This window comes from Paenibacillus sp. FSL H8-0079, assembly GCF_037991315.1.
Lineage (GTDB): Bacteria > Bacillota > Bacilli > Paenibacillales > Paenibacillaceae > Paenibacillus.
Genome location: NZ_CP150300.1, coordinates 3,736,728 through 3,756,767, shown reverse-complemented (window position 1 = coordinate 3,756,767; position 20,040 = coordinate 3,736,728). Strand labels below are relative to the sequence as shown.

14 protein-coding genes are annotated in these 20,040 nt (G+C 49.7%); all 14 read left to right on the top strand.

All coding sequences use genetic code 11. The features are described from left to right. Window positions 1–128: 128 nt before the first annotated feature. The 14 genes from MHI06_RS16645 (at window position 129) to MHI06_RS16580 (ending at window position 19,974) form a co-directional block, all read left to right on the top strand. A complete protein-coding gene (locus MHI06_RS16645) occupies window positions 129–1,751 on the top strand; it encodes a PucR family transcriptional regulator ligand-binding domain-containing protein (RefSeq protein ID WP_340398495.1) in 1,623 nt (540 codons plus the stop codon). A gap of 239 nt (window positions 1,752–1,990) precedes the next feature. After that, a complete protein-coding gene (gene pucL, locus MHI06_RS16640) occupies window positions 1,991–3,496 on the top strand; it encodes a factor-independent urate hydroxylase (protein ID WP_340398494.1) in 1,506 nt (501 codons plus the stop codon). Next, window positions 3,496–3,873 carry a hydroxyisourate hydrolase gene (gene uraH / locus MHI06_RS16635; protein ID WP_340398493.1) on the top strand — a complete coding sequence of 126 codons (378 nt, stop codon included), beginning with the start codon at window positions 3,496–3,498 and terminating at the stop codon, window positions 3,871–3,873. Before pucL ends, uraH begins: the two co-directional genes overlap by 1 nt. Before the next feature lie 43 nt (window positions 3,874–3,916). Beyond that, window positions 3,917–5,320: an allantoinase AllB gene (gene allB / locus MHI06_RS16630; RefSeq protein ID WP_340398492.1), complete on the top strand. Its 1,404-nt coding sequence runs from the start codon at window positions 3,917–3,919 to the stop codon at window positions 5,318–5,320. Beyond that, complete coding sequence (locus tag MHI06_RS16625) at window positions 5,317–6,624, top strand: Zn-dependent hydrolase (protein WP_340398491.1); 1,308 nt, start codon at window positions 5,317–5,319, stop codon at window positions 6,622–6,624. The genes allB and MHI06_RS16625 overlap by 4 nt, the downstream gene beginning before the upstream one ends. 6 nt (window positions 6,625–6,630) lie before the next feature. Then, window positions 6,631–7,872: an alanine--glyoxylate aminotransferase family protein gene (locus MHI06_RS16620; protein WP_340398490.1), complete on the top strand. Its 1,242-nt coding sequence runs from the start codon at window positions 6,631–6,633 to the stop codon at window positions 7,870–7,872. Continuing rightward, a complete protein-coding gene (ggt, locus tag MHI06_RS16615) occupies window positions 7,866–9,461 on the top strand; it encodes a gamma-glutamyltransferase (protein WP_340398489.1) in 1,596 nt (531 codons plus the stop codon). The genes MHI06_RS16620 and ggt overlap by 7 nt, the downstream gene beginning before the upstream one ends. Before the next feature lie 95 nt (window positions 9,462–9,556). Next, window positions 9,557–10,879 (top strand): 5'-deoxyadenosine deaminase, encoded by a 1,323-nt coding sequence (locus MHI06_RS16610; protein ID WP_169480960.1) that lies wholly within the window; start codon window positions 9,557–9,559, stop codon window positions 10,877–10,879. 42 nt (window positions 10,880–10,921) lie between these two features. Next, on the top strand, window positions 10,922–12,202 hold the full coding sequence (locus MHI06_RS16605; protein WP_340398488.1) for an XdhC family protein: 1,281 nt from the start codon (window positions 10,922–10,924) through the stop codon (window positions 12,200–12,202). Next, the gene (locus tag MHI06_RS16600) at window positions 12,168–12,815 is read left to right on the top strand and encodes a nucleotidyltransferase family protein (RefSeq protein ID WP_340398487.1); all 648 of its coding nucleotides are present in this window, start codon (window positions 12,168–12,170) and stop codon (window positions 12,813–12,815) included. Before MHI06_RS16605 ends, MHI06_RS16600 begins: the two co-directional genes overlap by 35 nt. A 290-nt stretch (window positions 12,816–13,105) precedes the next feature. Beyond that, window positions 13,106–14,020: an FAD binding domain-containing protein gene (locus MHI06_RS16595; RefSeq protein ID WP_340398486.1), complete on the top strand. Its 915-nt coding sequence runs from the start codon at window positions 13,106–13,108 to the stop codon at window positions 14,018–14,020. A gap of 33 nt (window positions 14,021–14,053) precedes the next feature. Beyond that, window positions 14,054–16,516, top strand: coding sequence for a molybdopterin cofactor-binding domain-containing protein (locus MHI06_RS16590; RefSeq protein ID WP_340398485.1), 2,463 nt, complete (start codon window positions 14,054–14,056; stop codon window positions 16,514–16,516). Continuing rightward, window positions 16,513–17,031: a (2Fe-2S)-binding protein gene (locus tag MHI06_RS16585; RefSeq protein WP_169480955.1), complete on the top strand. Its 519-nt coding sequence runs from the start codon at window positions 16,513–16,515 to the stop codon at window positions 17,029–17,031. Before MHI06_RS16590 ends, MHI06_RS16585 begins: the two co-directional genes overlap by 4 nt. 363 nt (window positions 17,032–17,394) lie before the next feature. Continuing rightward, window positions 17,395–19,974 (top strand): X2-like carbohydrate binding domain-containing protein, encoded by a 2,580-nt coding sequence (locus MHI06_RS16580; RefSeq protein WP_340398484.1) that lies wholly within the window; start codon window positions 17,395–17,397, stop codon window positions 19,972–19,974. The last annotated feature ends 66 nt before the right edge of the window (window positions 19,975–20,040 follow it).

Genomic DNA, 20,040 nt, shown 5'->3' with positions numbered 1-20,040 from the left:
TTATAATACTTAACAATAAACAAAATTAAATGGATGAATATAGATTTAATTAGAAGTATAATCCAGAATTCAGTCTGTAGAAACGACAATAATACGATATTGTGTTATATATATGGGAGGTAGTGTCCATGCAACTTACGGTCAAAGAGGCTTTACAGGTATACCCGTTGTCAGAGGCCAAACTGGTTGCGGGTGGAGAAGGGACTTCACGGATGATGAAATCCGTTAATGTCATGGACGCTCCTGATATCGCGGATTGGATCAAATCCGGAGAAATGCTGTTCACCACCGCTTTTATTATGAAAGACAGTGAGACGGATGCGCTACGTTTGATGCGACGCTTGAATGAACGCGGCTGTGCAGGACTCGGCATCAAGCTGGGACGCTTCTGGCAGTCCATTCCCCAAGGCATTGTCGAGGAAGCCGATCGACTTCGTTTACCGCTGCTTGAGCTTCCCTTTCAATTCACCTTCTCCGACCAGATGAACGCCTTGTTCAAGGCTGAACATGAACGTAGTAACCGATTGCTGCATGAAGTCGTACAGAAGCAGAAGAAATTAATGCAGTTTGCGCTGCAACAGCAGCCGCATCGGAATGTGTTTGCCGAACTTGCTACGGTGCTGAACTATCCGCTTGCAGTCATTGGTTCTCGTGGGCATGTGCTCTATGGCAGTGAAGGCATTGCGGGAGATGCGGTAACTCAAGGTTGGCCTTGGAAATCTGTCATGCACCGAGTGAAATGGAATCAAGGGAGCTGTCATCGCGTACCGATTAAGCAGAATGATGAAGAGTACGGATCGTTGCTTGTGTTTACGGATTCAGCCCTATCGCTTCGAGCAGAAGAAGAGCTGTTTCAGCAGGCTGCTGATGTGCTGGCATTCTATATGGATATGACTTATCGTGAGCATATTAACCCGACTGTGCAGGATGAGATGCGTACACTGCTTTCACAGTATTTGGATAACAAAATGACCGTTCAGGAATTGACCACCATGAGTGAGAACAAAGGTGTACATCTGTTCCAGGGCACCTATCAGTGCGTATTGATTACGCTTGAGCCAACCGTGTTTGCCGAGGGAAAGCTGCTTAAACAGATTCATCGCGAGTTGCAATACAATCCGCTGATGCAATTCACGGCCTCGCAGCATTTTCAGATCGAGGATGGCATTCTATCCATCTATACCTGTCCAACAGGGCGAGATTATGGAGAGGAGCTGTCAAGTTTTCTGTTGAGTCGGTTTGGTGATGTTCTGGCAGCGCAAGAAGCGAAAGGAGCACCGGCTCCGCGTTTCTGGATCAGCAAAATGAAGCATGAGCCTAAGTCACTCCGTGAAGCATATCAGGAGTGTCTGGATACTCGACAATTGGCTCGTCGGTTCGGCATGAAAGATCGTGCGCTGCAATTTGAAATGCTCGAATTTGCCTATGTGTTCCAACACGTACCGGATAACATCATGGAGAACTATTGCAATAAAGTACTTGAACCGTTACTTGCCAGGGACGGTGATCCCAATCAGGTGCTGATGAATACATTGGAGTCCTTTATCGAGAATGACGGACTGATCAATGAAGCTGCCAAGCAGCTGTTTGTACATCGCAATACGGTCACCTATCGTATGGAGAAAGTCGGCAGCTTGCTGCAAATGGACTTTAAAAAGACAAATGATCTGCTTAAGTTAAAGCTGGTATTCACCTTCCGCAAGTTTGTGCGGGACAAAGTAGCTGCAAGACCCCACAATGTTCAACTCTAGATCGCACATTGTGCATCATGACAATACTACCTGGCCAGACCCCCAAGAACCGCATTCCCTTGATGGAGTGCGGTTTATTCATGTTTGAGGACAACAAAAGCTGATCTTCCCGTGCACAGCAAACAAATCACAACTCTGATGTTATGTTATATTACAAAATTGCGTAAATATTGTTGTCGCGACATTGAACGACACTTAGAATGAAGAACAATAATCTACAACAGACCGGAGGTTCTAACATGAGCGACTTAATTAAACTTGTTAACAACTGGTCTATCACGCAGTTCGTGCATACGTTTGGCGGCTTATTTGAGGAATCACCATGGGTGGCTGAGCGTTCCGGGCTTTCACGACCTTTCGATTCATTTGAACAGATGATGAATGTGATGAAGAAGGTGGTTCAGGCATCAGATGACCAGGTGAAGTTGCAACTGCTTCGAAATCACCCGGATCTTGGAGCGCGAATCAGCATGAGCAGCAACTCTGTTCAAGAACAGGCTGGTGCAGGGCTTGATTCACTGTCACGGGAACAATACAACGAACTTCTACAATTAAACAAAGCATATACAAGCCAATTTGGCTTTCCATTCATATTGGCTGTAAAAGGCCATACCGCAAGTTCCATCCTCGAATCCATGAGGCAACGTCATCGCCGAGGCAGGCAAGAAGAATTCGAGACTGCTTTGAAGGAAGTATTCAAGATTGCAGGCATTCGTTTGGAGCAGTGGCTCGCACAGATCGGTCATGAACATGAATTTGTGAGCAAGCCAGCCGCAGTACAGCAGCGGACCATGTATTACGGCAAAGGGGATGTGTGGATGTACCGTTCCTACGCCAAGCCGTTGACGGGTATACAGTCCATTCCGGAATCTCCGTTTATGGGACGCAGCAATATTCTGTTTGGATTGAACATTAAGGTCGCTGTGCAGGGCGATGAATTCTTGCCTTCTTTTGCAGAAGGGGATAATTCGCTGGTGGTGGCAACCGATTCGATGAAGAATTTCATTCTTAGACATGCAGCGGATTACACAGGGGCGACGGTGGAAGGGTTTCTTGCGCTGGTAAGTCGGCGTTTCCTGGAGACGTATCCGCAGATGAGCAAGGTTCAGATGACAGCGGACCAGATTCCTTTTGAAGATATACCGATTGGATTGGAAGGGAATTACCGACCGAGTGCACTCGTATTCCGTTATTCGCAGAATGATCGGGCAACGGCTGCCTTAGAAGCGGAACGAGCAGGAGACTCGATTGAACTAAGCAACCATTTCAGTGGTGTAGCCGATCTCAGACTGATCAAGGTCAAAGGCAGTGAATTTGCCGGCTTTATGCAGGATGAATATACGACACTCTCCGAGACGTGGGATCGACCGCTGTTTATTTTTCTGAATATTAATTGGCGTTATGAGGACCCGAGAGACGGTATAGATGATCAGCGTGGACGGTATGTAGCGGCGGAACAGGTCAGGGATTTGGCTGCGGCGGTATTTCATGAGTGTCGCTCTGCATCCATTCAACATCTGATCTACCAGATTGGACGAAGGGTGTTAAGTCGATTTGAGCAACTGAGTGAGGTTTCATTTGAATCCAACAATCGGACCTGGGAGACGGTGCTGGAGGAAGTGAAAGAGGGGGAAGGCAAAGTGTTTACTGAGCCAAGACCGCCATATGGATTCCAGGGTTTCTCGATGACAAGGAATGATCTGGGAACAGACGGCCATGACTCCGGGAAAGCAGGTGACGTCTAATGTCGATGTCTGAAGGACGAATTACAACTCATGTGCTGGATACATCCAAAGGCGTTCCTGCTGCGGGTGTTCGGATCGAGCTGTATACCCTGAAGAGGGATGGAGAACAGGAAAGCAAGATAAAAGTTGCGGAGTCGGTGACCAATGCGGATGGACGTTTGGATGCACCGCTGCTGGATGGAGGCAAGTTGGAGTCAGCCATATATGAGCTTCAATTCCATGTCGAGAGTTATTACGCACAGCGTTCGTTGGAGGAACTGGGGCAGACACTATGGACAATTGTTCCGATTCGTTTTGCCGTATCTGATGCCTCAAGCCATTACCATATTCCATTATTGATAGCTCCAGGAGGTTACAGTACATACCGGGGAAGCTGAATATGCACACATCCGGTTCTGATTCAGGGGGAGGGTCATCCGCATGACAACATTTGATACCATCATCCGGGGAGCCCGGGTGGTGCTGAGAGATCGGGTAGAACAACTGGATATTGGCATTACTGGTGAAAAAATAACAGACATATCCACACGGCTGGCCGCTGGCGAAGCGACTCGGATCATAGAAGCTGAGGGGCTTACAGTGATGCCGGGCGTGGTGGACATTCATGTACACTTCAATGAACCCGGACTCGGCAGTTGGGAGGGGTTCCGGTCTGGATCGGCATCCCTTGCCGCAGGGGGAATCACAACCTATGTCGATATGCCGCTTAACGGCGTACCGCCAACTACAAGGACGGAAGCATGGGAGATGAAAAAGAAAGCAGCCGTAAACCAATCGTATGTTGATTATGCCTTCTGGGGAGGCTTGGTTCCCGGCAATCGTAAGGAACTTGCTCCACTGTCACGATTGGGTGCAGCCGGATTCAAGGCATTTATGTCCGAGCCGGGTGGAGAAGGGGAAGATATCTTTGCCAGAGCCGATGACCATACGCTACTGGACGGAATGAATGAAATCGCAAAATTAAACCGTGTGCTGGCACTTCATGCAGAGGACGAAAGCATGGTTGCCGAACTCGGCACGAAAAGCATTGCGGAGGGAAAGACTGAACCGATGGATTATGTTCGGTCCCGTCCTGTGGAAGCTGAAGTCGTCGCGGTTGCCCGAGCGTTGAAATATGGTGAACAGACCGGGTGTGCGCTGCATTTTGTGCATATTAGTACCCGGGAAGCACTGGATTTGATAGCAGCGGCTAAACGGCGTGGGCAGGACGTCACTTCGGAGACATGCCCTCATTATCTGACACTGACCGATCAGGATGTGGTCCGATTGGGTGCTGTAGCGAAATGCGCTCCACCGCTTCGCAGCTCATCTGAACAGGAGCAGTTATGGGATGCACTGACGTCAGGATTAATTGATGTTATTGCCTCAGACCATTCGCCATGTCCGCCATCCATGAAACAATCCGATAACTTTTTTGAAATCTGGGGCGGTATATTCGGAGCGCAAAGCACACTGCTGATCATGCTGGAGGACGGACATCTTCAGCGCAATATCGACCTCCCGTTACTCGGAAGAGTGCTCTCCCTGCAACCTGCCAGAAGGCTTGGTCTGGAGAGCAAAGGAGAGATTGCAGTTGGCAAGGATGCCGATCTCGTCCTGATTGACTGGGAGAAAAGCACAACCCTGAACACGGAGGATCTGCTCTATACGCATCAACAGAGCCCTTATGTGGGACGTACATTTAACTGCCGCATTGCAGACGTATTCTGTCGTGGGCAACGGGTGTATAACTCGGAATCCGGATTGTCTCCTGAACCTATTGGGCAGCACATTGCAGCCCACTCCTCTAGTCCCATCGAGGCGGGAACGGGGGAGACGCCATGACGGAGTCAGGAGTATACGGGTCATCCGGTACGAATAACGCACCTCTTCCTTTGCCGAATGTGGAACAGGTGGAGCTGCAAGCCATGCTTGAATGGCTGTCGACATATGGTGCGGATGCACAGGGTGGCGTTACACGACTGTTGTATGATTCGGCTTGGTGTGAAGCACAAGGTGCACTTGCTGCCAAAATGCAGGAGAAAGGGCTGTCTCCCGAATTTGACCAGTCCGGCAATCTGTATGGCACACTCCAGGGCGAGGGTAAGGAATCAGCGACGGGTGCTGAAGAATTACCGATTGTGACCGGATCACATATTGATTCTGTCGTGTATGGTGGCAAGTATGATGGTGCTTACGGTGTGGTAGCGGGAGTCCTGGCATTGGAGTATTTACAGAAGCATTTCGGAGCACCGAAGCGCACACTTCAAGTGGTATCGCTATGTGAAGAAGAGGGAAGTCGCTTCCCTTTCGCGTATTGGGGTTCACGCAGTATAACAGGAATGACGACTCTGGAAGATGTAGAGCATTTGAAGGATCAAGATGGCGTTACCTTTGCACAAGCGATCCGCGATGCAGGCTTTGGACCTGATAGTGCATATAGACCCGCTGCGAAAAATTACGGTGCCTTTATTGAGCTTCACATTGAGCAAGGTCAGGTTCTGGAACGTCTTGGACATTCGATTGGAGTCGTATCCGATATCGTAGGTCAGAAGCGGTTCAGTATTACCGTCAGCGGAGAAGCAAATCACGCGGGGACGACGCCGATGTCTTGGCGCAAGGACGCACTTGCCGGAGCAGCCGAGATGATTGCTGAGGTAAGGAATATCGCATTGGAAGCTGGAGAACCGCTGGTTGCCACGGTTGGGCGAATCACAGCCGATCCGGGTGTTGGGAACGTGGTTGCAGCCCGGGCGGTGTTTTCACTGGATATCCGCCATATTCGGCAGGAAAGTATTGATCGCTGCTGGCAGGATATGCTTCAGGCGTTTAGTCGTATCGCAGCCGAGCAGCAGCTCGGATTGGATTGGGAAGAGCATCTATCCGTCACGCCCATTCCCATGAACGCGCAGATGATCTCGGACATTCAAGATACCTGTGAGCAGGAGCAATTGTCCTATTGGCCGATGCCAAGCGGGGCGGGACATGATTCGCAGATTTTCCAGCCGGCTTGTCCAACAGCTATGATCTTTGTGCCGAGCCAGGACGGTATCAGTCATAATCCACTTGAATATACAGCTGAAGCAGACCTGATGCACGGTTTTCAGGTTCTGGTCCGGCTACTCTATAAATACGGTTACGGGAGTTGAATGCAGATGTCCAACTATAAAGAGTTATCTCCGTCCTTGCGGACCATTATGACCCCGGGACCCGTTGAGGTTGATCCACGTGTACTCAGAGCATTATCCTTTCCGATCCTGGGTCAGTTTGACCCGGAATTCACATCTTTGATGAACGAGACGATGGCGATGCTGCGTGAGTTATATATGACAGACAACGAGTGGTGTTATCCGGTAGATGGTACATCCCGTTCAGGCATTGAAGCTGTGTTGGTCAGTCTGATCCAGCCCGGTGACAAAGTTCTCGTCCCGATCTACGGGCGATTCGGACATCTGCTGGTTGAGATCTCGGAACGCTGTGGTGCCGAGGTTGTCTTTTTTGAAACGGAATGGGGAACGGTATTTGATCCGGAAGAGGTGATCAAGGCTATTCATACCCATAAACCGAGTCTGGTTGCGATGGTTCACGGTGAAACTTCCACCGGACAGATGCAGCCCCTTGCCGAGATTGGCAAAGCCTGTCGCGAGCTCGATATTTTACTCGTTGTAGATGCTGTGGCAACCATTGGCGGCACACCCGTGGAGACGGATGCCTGGCATCTGGATGCGGTGATGGGCGGCACGCAGAAATGCTTGTCCGTTCCTTCGGGGATGGCACCTATCACGTACAACAGTCGTGTGGAGCAGAAGCTGATGAGCCGCAAAACAGTTGAACGCGGACTGCGAGATGCAACCAGTGCGCGGGCAGAAGGCCGCACCATTGCCAGCAATTATTTTGACCTGAGCCAATTGCAGGATTACTGGAGTTCGGCACGGTTGAACCATCATACGGAGGCCACCTCCATGCTCTACGGTCTTCACGAAGGATTACGCATTCTGCTGCAAGAAGGGTTGGAGGCCAGGTTCCAGAGACATCTGGTGAATGAACGTGCGTTGGTCGCAGGAATTCAGGGGATGGGACTGCAATTGTATGGGGATATGTCCAGTAAACTTCCGGTGGTCACCTGTATCACAATTCCGGAGGGCATCGATGGTGAGTCGGTGCGCAGCATGTTGCTGAACAATTTCAGCATTGAGATTGCCAGTTCATTCGGCCCGTTGAAAGGTCAAATCTGGCGGATCGGTACGATGGGATTCAGCTGCCAACGCAAAAATGTACTTCATGTGCTCGGAGCTTTGGAAGCTGTTCTTCTCCGTCATCGTCATGTGTTACCAGCCGGTGAAGCGGTGCAGGCAGCGATGGATGTGTATGCAGGGAAGGAGGGCGCCTTATGTTAAACCAAATGCCAATCTCCAGAGAGGTCATGGTCACCACTCCTCATTACCTGGCGAGTGCAGTAGGTAGCTCCATCCTTCAGCAAGGCGGGAATGCTTACGATGCTGCTGTTGCGGTCAGTGCTGCACTGGGTGTGGTATATCCGCATATGACCGGACTTGGCGGGGACGCCTTCTTCCTGATTCATGATGGAACGAGCGGTGAGATTGCCGCCTATAACGGAAGTGGCCGCTCAGCCGCAGGCATTCATGCCGATACGTTCAAAGCGATGGGCATGAATGCCATCCCTCAGCGCGGTGTGCTTAGTGCCATCACGGTTCCGGGAATGGTGGATGCCTGGTGGGAAGTCTGGTCCCGGTACGGAAAGTTACCGTGGGAGCAATTGCTTGAACCTGCCGCGCAGTATGCGGAAAAAGGATGCTCTGTATCCCGGAATCTCCGCCTGTGGATGGAAAGGGATGAAGATTTCATACTGGGTCATACACCGCTGCGAGCGGTATTTGCCCCTTCGGGTACACTTTTGCAGGAAGGCGAGCTGCTGATCCAGTCTGAACTCGCTAACTCCATTCGTCTGATTCAGACGGGAGGGCGAGATGCTTTTTATAAAGGGGAGCTTGCGGATCGTCTGACCTCGGCTATTCGTGAAGATGGGGGCATGCTTGCCCCAGCAGACTTTGCAGGGCATCGTGGCGAGTGGGTGAAACCCGTTAGCACGGAGTATCGTGGCTATGAAGTTCATCAGATGCCGCCCAACTCGCAAGGATTCTCGATGCTGATGATGTTAAATATGTTGGAGCATACTGATCTGTCCTCGGTTGCACGCACTTCACCTGAATTCTATCATCTGATGGCTGAAGTGGTAAAAAAGGCGTTTCGGGATCGTGACCGTTATCTGACGGACCCGGATTTCAGGGACATTCCGCTGGATCACTTGTTATCCAAGGATTACGGAGACCAATTGTGGAATGAGATTCAGTCTGCTCCACCTGTGGCACAGCCTTTTTTGTCCAAAACGATAGGTCAGGACACGGCGTATGCAGCGGTTGTCGATAGCGAAGGCAATGCCGTTTCCTTCATTCAAAGCCTGTATTTCGACTTCGGTGCAGCGTATGTTCCGGGGAATACGGGGGTCATTATGCAGAATCGGGGGTCCTTTTTCTCTCTAGATCCGAGGGATGCCAACGTACTGGAACCGAACAAACGCTCATTCCATACCCTCATGCCGGGCCTCGTTACACGAGATGGCAAACCTTATATGCTCGTTGGCACGCAGGGAGGAGAAGGTCAGCCGCAGACGCAATTATCGGTGCTTACCGGAGTGCTTGATTACGGGCTCAACATCCAGGAAGCGATCAGCCTGCCGCGTTGGGTGTACGGACGTACTTGGGGTGAAGAAGGCGATACGATGCGTGTGGAGAACCGATATCATGATGACGTATGTGCAACCCTTGCCCAGTGGGGACATAACGTTGAAGCCAGAGCGCCGTGGGACGGTATTATGGGACAGTCGCAAGGCATTGTCATTCGTGAGGACGGCATGATTAGCGGCGCGGCAGACCCTAGGGGCGATGGAATGGCTATTGGATGGTAACAGACAGCGATCGGAAGGTTAGTCTGTCATCGGAGTGCAAGTGTAAGTATGTATGAGTTGAACGATATAGACAGACACAGATAGGGGAGATTGGCATGGGAACGATCCTGCTAAAGGGCGCACAGCTTGTGACGATGAATGCAGAAGAGGAAGTATTCATTGGAGATTTGTTGATCGAGGATAATAAAATCAAGGAGATTGCAGCTCACATTGACGTTGAGGCTGATCAGGTTATTGATGCTCGCGGCAAAGTGCTGTTACCAGGCTTCATCCAGACGCATATTCATCTGTGTCAGACCTTGTTCCGTGGACGTGCGGATGATCTGGAACTGATGGATTGGCTCCGTCAACGCATCTGGCCGCTGGAAGCAGCACATGATGAGGAGTCCGTCTATTATTCGGCAATGCTTGGACTCGGCGAATTGATCTCCAGTGGAACCACGACCATTCTGGATATGGAGACGGTACATCACACAGACTCGGCATTTCAGGCGATGGCACAGAGCGGCATTCGGGTCATTTCTGGCAAGGTGATGATGGATCATGGCGACGAGGTTCCGGAACCCCTGCGGGAGAATACAGCGACTTCGTTGCAACAGAGTGTCGATCTGCTGGAAAAATGGAACGGGTTTGGCGGAGGTCGCATTCAGTATGCTTTCTGTCCACGCTTCGTAGTATCGTGTACTGAAGAATTGCTGGTAGAGGTGCGAGACCTGTCCAATAAATATCATGTCAAAGTCCACACCCATGCCTCCGAGAATCGCGGAGAGATCGAACTGGTAGAACATGAACGCGGAATGCGCAACATCGTATACCTCGATCATATCGGTCTGGCTACCCCAAGATTGGTGCTGGCCCACTGTGTATGGTTGAGTGAGGAAGAGAAAGAGATCATCCGCAAGCGCGGTGTCAAAGTCACTCACTGTCCTGGATCGAATATGAAGCTTTCCTCCGGGGTAGCCGATATTCCTGATCTGCTGAATCGTCAGATCGCGGTTGGGATTGGTGCCGATGGTGCCGCATGCAACAACAACCTGGATATGTTTCAGGAAATGCGCCTCACAGCGCTGATGCAGAAGATTCCTCATGGTCCAACGGTGATGGATGCCCGGACGGTATTGCGTATGGCTACCATGGGTGGTGCAGAGGTGCTCGGCATGTCGAAGGAAATCGGCAGTCTCGAAGTGGGCAAAAAGGCAGATATGCTGCTGCTGGATCTGGATGATTTCCACACGTACCCTTCCTATGAGACGGATGTCTATTCCCGCGTGGTCTATTCTGCAACACGTAGCTGTGTGGACACCGTTATTATTGACGGAAGTATCGTGCTCAAGAATCGCAAGATTCAGACGATTGATCGTGGCATTGTGCTGCGTGAGTCGGATAAAAGCATTGCGAGATTGATGAAGCGCATCTGAGCGAAGGAAGCTTATGCGATTCGAGAAAGGATGGAGACCACTATGGAAATGCATGATCTGTGTGCAATCGCAGCCCGTGAAACGCGCTGCGTGCTCGCAACAGCGATCAAGGTAGAGGGTCATGCTTACCGTAAGCAGGGGGTCTCTATGCTGTTGACTGAGGATGGCATAATGTATGGCAGTATCAGTCCGGGATGCCTGGAGAGTGATCTTCAGGCCCGGGTGAGCCATGTGATGGATACGAAGCAGATGGAATTCGCGGAATACGACATGCGTCCTGAGGATGATCTGTCCTGGGGTGAGACGATCGGCTGCGGCGGGCTCGTTGTTGTGTTGCTTGAACCTGTGTGTGGTGAACTCCGACATACGTTGCAGAAGATGCATGAGTGTTTGCAATCCGGGGCTACAACAGCATTAACCCGAACATTCCAAGATGATTATACGAAGGTTGAATATGACTGGAGACGGACTGAGCCTATGGAAAAGGGGCACCATCCAGTCTTGCGTCCTTCGCTCGTCCATTCTCATGATGTTGTGGCGAATCATAATCGATCGCCATTGCAGGTTGATGTGCAACATAGCAGTGGAAATACCAAGCATGAACATACAACATCAACACAACATTCTCCCGATATACCTCGCCTTATGCTTGTTCCTGAAGTGGCATCTGCTACGTCAAACGGATCTCACTCTTCCCATCTATCCGCTAATTCACAACATATCTCTGAGGCTGATGCTGAAATAGCGACAAATAACACGGTTTCAACGAATCCCTGGAACCTCCCGCAGCAACATACTTCGCTATACACGCCTAAACCTCGCCTGATTATCATCGGAGCCGGGAATGATGTTATTCCTGTTGCCAGACTCGCCCGATCTGCAGGATTCCGAGTAGTTGTAGCCGATTGGCGAGAGTCCTTATGTACCTCGGAACGATTCCCTGAAGCTGAACTTGTACTTGGTTTCCCATGTGAGATTATGCCTTTGTTAAACGTGCACAACGGAGATTATCTGATTCTAATGAGTCACAATTTTCCCCGCGAACGTGAACTGTTGGAGATATTAGTGGACTGTGAGTATGCTTATCTTGGGATCATGGGTTCCAAAACACGTACAGTCCGTCTGCTGGATGGCTTACCACCGATGAAATATGTGCATTCTCCCGTTGGTTTGAGTATCGGGGCAGACGGTCCCGAAGAGATCGCCATCAGCATTGCAGCTGAATTGATCGCATGTAAACATAAGGTCTCTTCCTTGAGTTCCGAGGTGCAGAAGGGGAGCGTTGCACATGCGAATGACGGGCATAGTTCTGGCAGCAGGTAAGAGTCGTCGCCTTGGTCGGGATAAACTCTCGGTTGTCATGCCTGACGGAAGGTCGCTGGCTGCATGGTCATTGGAAGCTGCGCTGAATTCGGAGTTGGATCAAGTGGTTTGTGTGGTCAAACCGGAAGATTCGTTGGCATGGCTGCCTGTAAAATGGTTTGATTCTGCCACGTATGCCTATCATCCCACAGCAAGACTTCGTATTGTAGTCTGTGCTGACTATGCCTGCGGCATGGCCAATTCTCTTCATTCTGGCGTATTGTCCGCCATGGAGTATAAACCGGAGGGCATCCTCATGCTTCTGGGGGATCAGCCTTTATTACAAGTACAGGATATCAATCTGGTGACCACGGCATTGGCTACCCACAAGCTGAGTGACTATGTTGCAGCAACAGATGGTGAGGGAGGTAAACCGCCCGTTGCTTTTCGCTCTCACATGTTCGGACCTCTGTTGTCCTTGCATGGAGATGAGGGGGCACGCAAGATTATGCGCAGCGCTAACTATTCAGGTGTACATGTACCACTGTCTGAGACTAGTTTCTGGGATGCGGATACAGAACCGGAATTGGAACGTATTCTGAATCATGTATATGAATCGGAGAAGACAGACTAAATAACAGGAGAAGATTATTAACTATGTATAATTTAATAACATGATCAGGTCAGCCAGGCAGTCTGGTTGGCCTGTTTGTCTTCTTTTAACGTGTGGTGAAAGAGAGACTGTATTAGCTTTCGTTAGATCATGATGCATCAAGCACAAATGGAACGCAGGTTTTATACATTTATCCAAAACGATGTGAAGGTAATTGACGTTGTTGCTGAACTCTCATATGATTTGAAGAATTATCTGGATCAGACGGTTGAATTTCCTGCCCAAGGAAGAGAGAGAAAGGGGATGCAGCGATGGTAATACCGGCATACGGTTCTGGAGCCATGCCATCGGTATGGCAACCTGAGAATCTGCAAGAACTGCAAACGTTGAGAAGTAGACTGAAGGGAATATGTTGTTTTACGGCAGGTGGAACATTGCTGCGAACCCAGTGGGAAGGTGGCTTGATTCCAGCGCCTGAACACATGATTAGTCTGGGTCGTATTCCTGAAATGAGCGGTTTATCTATTCGTGGAGATGAGATGGTGATTGGAGCCATGACCCGATTGAAGGAATGTACTTCAGACGCGTTGTTGCATCAACTGCCGATCCTGCAAGAAGCGGTGAATGCAATTGCTGCTCCTTCCATTCGAAATGTGGCAACCATTGGCGGGAATGTTGTATCCGGAGTGGGTGATACACTGACTGCTTTACTTGTATATGATGCGGAGCTGCACTGGTTGACGGACAGCGGCATCGAGATCTGCAGTGTGTCTTCCTGGCTTCAGGGTGGACGGGATGGCAGCCGTAATCCAGGGGACGTATTAATCTCGATTCATATTCCGATGAGACCGTCCTCTATGCTTGATGTGGAAGGTGAGTACAGACTTGCTGCACGAGAAGTTTCCTTTTATCGCAAGCTGGGTCGACGGGAGACGTTCAGTGCATCGCTGGTGACGGTTGCGTTGTATGGAGAGATTGACTCGGATAACCGCTGGACCAAGATTGCGATTGCGGCTGGCGGGGGCTCAGGCATGGCGATGCGACTTCTGGAGTCAGAACAACAGCTTCTTGGTAGCGAAGCTTCTGTCATGCAAGCCGCGACTCTCGGAGCCACTGTAGCTAGCGAATTTATGACTTATAGCGATGCATTTGCAACAGAACATTATCGCAAGCAGACCGCAGGCAACATGCTTGGTGCCGGGCTATGGGAGGCACTTCACGAATAGAAAAATGGGATCACACAAAGGGGGAGAGGGATCATGCTGCTGAATCGGAAACAGAGCGGGAAACGCTGGCACCTGCGGCCAGATGGGGCACCCAAAGTAACTGGCCAGCTTCAATACCTGACGGATATGACGCTACCTGACATGATTCATGGAAGGGTATTGCGAAGCGAATATCCTTATGCTCGCCTGCTGTCTATAGATACTTCGGAAGCTGAGGCGTTGGAAGGTGTCTATGCGGTTCTGACCTCCAAAGATGTGCCTGGACTGAATCGTTTTGGCATAGCGACCCCGGATCAGCCAGTGTTCTGCGAGGATATTGTGCGTTATGTCGGTGACGCCATTGCAGCGGTTGCTGCGGATTCCCCGGAACGTGCGGCGCTTGCACTGGATGCGATTCGGGTAGTGTATGAGGAACTCACGCCGCTGAATAGTACAGATGCTGCGTTGGCTCCCGGCGCACCAGAGCTGCATGAGCATGGTCCAGGCAATGTGCTGCATCGCACGGAGATCAAACGTGGAGATGCCGAGCAAGCCTTTGCCACGTGTGATCATATCGTGACAGAGACGTATTATACGCCTCGCCAGATGCATGCTTACATGGAGACAGAAGGTGGCCTGTTTGTCCCAGATGAAGAAGGAAGGCTGAATGTATACGCGGCAACGCAACATGGATATAAAGACCGGATGCAACTTGCACGCATTATTGGTTGTCCCGAAGAAGATATCCGGGTGGTGTCTTCACCCATTGGTGGTTCATTTGGTGGAAAAGATGAACTCAACGTACAGCCTTATGGTGCATTGCTGGCCTTGAGATGCGGACGTCCTGTGAAAATGCATAATTCGCGTAAAGAATCCGTACGTGCAGGATTGAAACGACATCCAATGAAGATTGAAATGCAGACCGGCATGAGTCGAGAAGGTATCATACATGCGCATCGTGTCCGCATTACAGCAGATACCGGAGCGTACGCGACACTTGGTGCACCCGTGCTGAACTTCTGTACCGAGCATTGCCTTGGACCCTACGCCATTCCGAATGTGGATGTGGAAGGCGTGTCTGTGTATACAAATAACGGGGTGTCGGGTGAGTTTCGCGGATTTGGCGGGAACCAGGCGATTTTTGGCATGGAAGGCCAGATGGATCGGCTTGCAGAAATCATGAACATGGACCCTTGGGAGTTCCGTAGACGCAATATGAGGGAAAAGAATGATCCCGGACCACTGAATCAACGGATTCTGGTCACGGATGGACTGTCTCAAGTATGGGAGGCATTGGATCGCTCTGAACTTTGGCAAAAACATCAGAGTCCCCCGGCAGATCCTGCTCTGCCGCCGTGGATTAAACGCGGAGTCGGAGCAGCCATCGCCATGCATGGTGCAGGGCTGGGTTACGGCATTCCGGACCCTGCGGGAGGCCGTCTGTCCCTGAATAACGAAGGCAAGATTGAGGTGGCGTTCAGCTACGAAGAATTCGGTCAGGGACTCGTTGCAACGCTGGAAATTATGTTATGTGATCTGTTCCAATGCAGTACATCGGATCTCAGTATCATCATTGGAGACACGGACCGTGTGCCACACAGTGGGTCAAGTACCGCTTCGCGTTCAACAACGATGGCATGGATGGCTCTGCAGCGGTTACAGACTCCGTTTCGTTCCCGTGCTCTCGCTGTCGCGTCTGAAATGTCGGACATTCCGGCAGATGAACTGGTAACAGGACCTGGTGGTATATGGCGTAAAGGCCAGCTTCCTGCAGACACTTCAGAAGTAGAAACAGATGTGCAAAAGACAGGAAAGAGCGAGAAGGCTGAAAGAACTGAAGTGGCTGAGATCGTTGCTGGAGGGACTGAAAGTGCTCAAATTGCTGAAAGTTATTCAGGCGTATCTCAATACCAGGCGAAATTGGAAGCCCCATCAGACTTTGTGGTCTCTTATGCTGAACTCGCGATGCAGGGTGAAGCCGATGAATGGATTTTCGATACAAAGTTTGATTACCCAACTACGCCGGACAACGTGGTAGGTGGGCATTATTTGTATACGTATGCCGCAGTTGCGGCAGAGGTGGAAGTGAATACCTTAACCGGGGAGACAAAGCTGCTCGATACACGTCATGTTGTGGCGGCAGGCCCGGTTATCAACCCCATGGGTTACATTGGACAGATTGAAGGCGGCAGTGTCATGGCCCTTGGATTTACGTTGACCGAGGATGCGGTTATGCAGGACAGCCGCTATGTAACTACCAACCTCGATACGTATCTGATCCCAACGATTCGGGATATTCATACCAATCTGGAGGTTGAGGCTATTGAAGACTTGCCCGAAGGTGATTCATTTGGTCCGAGAGGCATTGGTGAGATTGGTTCCGTAGCGCTTGCGCCGGCCATTACAGCCGCAATTCATCAGGCGACAGGCGTGAGGGTCAACCGTCTTCCTGTACAGAGAGAACAACTGGTCAGACCTTTAAATGTACCTTTGCAGGAAGGAGTGAGTCCATCATGAGTAAACCGCTTGAAAACCACTGGACAGCCGTTGTAAATGGCGAACAGAAACATCTGGAGATCGCGCAAACGACCCGACTTGTCGATGTGCTTCGAACTCATTTACAACTAACGGGTACCAAAGTATCGTGCGAAGTCGGTCGCTGCGGCGCATGTATGGTTCTAATCGATGGAGAGCCCGTGAATTCCTGTCTTGTTATGGCTTATCAATGTGAAGGCAGTGATATTACGACCATTGAAGGTCTGCACGGCGAAGAGAAAGGTACTCTGCATCCGATTCAACAGGCTTTTGTGGAGGAAGGTGGTTTCCAGTGCGGCTACTGTACTCCGGGCATGGTGATCTCAACCAAGGCATTGCTGGATGCACATCCTGAGCCTTCACAAGATCAGATTGAAACAGGACTGTGCGGGAATCTATGTCGATGTACCGGATACGGGGGGATTATTCGGGCGGTACGCAAAGCAGGGGAACGTTGTGCGCTCACGGAAACATCTACCGAGGAAACCGTAAGTTGAGCCGGGACGCAGGCCGCAGACATAAACGAGGGCAATTGAAGAAACGTACTTGAAAAAGCATTCGAACAGGAATGCTTTTTTTTGTTGTTTATCCGATTTTCTGCCAGATACACATCTAATGTGAAATGAAGTTTCATACGCTAATTTGATTAGATAATGAACCGTTTTCGTCAATCATCAAGTCTGGTGAGAGAAAGGAGGATAGATGTTTAAAAGGCTGGTATAAAAGAAGTTTTAACATTTGTATTCACCATATATTTACAAAAATTGATGCACATGCTATGTTTACTATGAAAGCGCCATCATGAATGGGTTCATTGACATTTCATTATCATATTTCACTTGGGAAGGAAGATGGAATTGATGAAAAATTTGCTCAAAAAGGCAACCGCAATGATGCTGGCCTTGGCCCTACTTCTTGGATTAATGACAGCGCCCGTTCATGCAGACACACCACTGTTCACCATCGAAAGCGAAAATGCGCAGCTCACCCCGGATCTTCAAGTGGTCACTTCAATCTATGGACAACCCAAGCCCGGATTCTCAGGGACCGGATTTGTCTGGATGCAGAACTCTGGCACACTAACTTTCACCGTTACTGTCCCGGAAACCGGCATGTACGCGATCTCCACACGATATATGCAGGAACTCAGTGCGGACGGAAGGTCTCAAAATTTAAACGTGAACGGAGTTACCAAGGGGGCATACATGCTGCCTTACACGACAACGTGGTCGGACTTTGATTTTGGCTTCCATAAGCTGAATCAGGGTGCCAACACCATCGAGCTAAAGGCGGGTTGGGGCTTCGCTTATTTTGACACGTTCACAGTGGATCATGCTGATCTGGATCCCCTGAATGTGCAGCCAGTTCTGACTGATCCAGCAGCTACACCGGAAACTCAAATTTTGATGAATTATTTAACAGATGTATACGGAAACAACATTATCTCAGGTCAGCAAGAGATCTATGGAGGAGGAAATGACGGAGATACAGAGCTTGAATTCGAGTGGATTCATGATCTTACCGGAAAGTATCCGGCTATCCGTGGTTTTGACTTGATGAACTATAATCCGTTGTATGGTTGGGAGGACGGTACAACCGATCGCATGATTGATTGGGTGAATAACCGTGAAGGCATTGCAACAGCTTCCTGGCATATCAATGTGCCTCGTAATTTCAATACGTATGAGCTTGGGGACTTTGTCGATTGGAAAGAAGCTACCTACAAGCCAACAGAAACGAATTTTGATACAGCGAATGCGGTAATTCCCGGTACGAAAGAGTATCAATACGTGATGATGACCATCGAGGATCTGGCAGAGCAATTGCTGATTTTGCAAGATAACGATGTGCCGGTGCTGTTCCGTCCGTATCATGAAGCAGAAGGCAATGGCGGGCTGAACGGGGAAGGTGCATGGTTCTGGTGGGCTTCGGCAGGCGCAGAAGTGTACAAAGAGCTATGGGATCTGCTATATACCGAACTGACCGAAACATATGGCTTGCATAATCTGATTTGGACTTACAACAGCTACGTATACAGTACTTCTCCTGCCTGGTATCCGGGCGATGATCAGGTAGATCTTGTTGGGTATGATAAATACAATACGATCTACAACCGTTATGACGGTTTGTCCGGCGTACCGAATGAGGATGCAATTACCTCGATTTTCTATAAGCTTGTTGAGTTGACAGGTGGTACGAAAATGGTTGCCATGACGGAGAACGACACGATTCCAAGCGTGAAGAATCTTACAGAGGAGAAATCAGGATGGCTGTACTTCTGCCCTTGGTATGGCGAGCATCTGATGAGTTCTGCTTTTAACTACCCGGCAACTTTGAAAACGCTTTATCAAAGCGATTATGTCATTACGTTGGATGAACTGCCGAATCTAAAGGTTAACAATCCCAACCCCAGTGCATCCATCACACCTGTAAATGTTGAATTTGACAAATACACACCCAATCAAAGTGACAAAGCCGTAACGGTAAATGCGAACGGAAATACGCTGACTGCTCTTCGGGCAGGAAACAATACTTTGACCGCAACGACGGACTATACCTTGAACGGAAACACATTGCTGCTGAAAAAAGCTTACCTGGCAACTCTGCCAGTTGGCGAGCATTCGATTGTTCTGGATTTTAATCAAGGTCAGGACCCTGTGTTAAAAGTTAAAATTGTGGATTCAACACCGAGTACGAATGCTTCGATTTCTCCTGTGAATGCAACATTTGATAAAGCGACGAATCCAGCGCAGGATATTAGCGTGTCTCTTACCTTAAATGGACGTCAGCTCACAAGCATCACGAAGGGGAATGTTACGCTTGTATCAGGTCAGAATTATACAGCGTCCAGCTCTGCTGTTGTTCTGAACAAATCCTATCTTGCTACGCTGCCCTTGGGCCAGAATGTATTGACCTTTCACTTCAATGGAGGAAATAACGCTGTGCTTACGGTGAACGTGGTAGATAGCACGGTTACTGTGCCAGCAGGGGATTTGACGATTCAAGCTTTTAACGGCAATACAAGTGCATCGACCAACGGAATCTCACCCAAATTCAAATTGGTCAACTCTGGTACTTCGGCCATTTCGTTGAGTGATGTAAAACTCCGTTATTACTATACGATCGACGGGGAAGAAGCTCAGAGTTTCTGGTCCGACTGGGCCAGTATGGGCAGTGCGAATGTAACGAGCAATTTCGTTAAACTGGCGACTCCAGTTGCCGGAGCCGATCATTATCTTGAAGTGGGCTTTACAAGTGCTGCGGGAACGCTGAATGCAGGCCAGAGCGCTGAGCTTCAAGCTCGTTTTTCCAAAAACAATTGGACGAATTATACTCAAACTAACGATTACTCGTTCAAGGCAACCGGTAATCAGTTCGCAAACCATGATAAGGTTACCGGGTATGTGAATGGTCAGCTGGTATGGGGAATTGAGCCATAAGGAAGAAGCACGTTTTCATGGGCTGGATCAGGGGTTGAACCTCAGATCCAGCCTTTTATTGTGTAG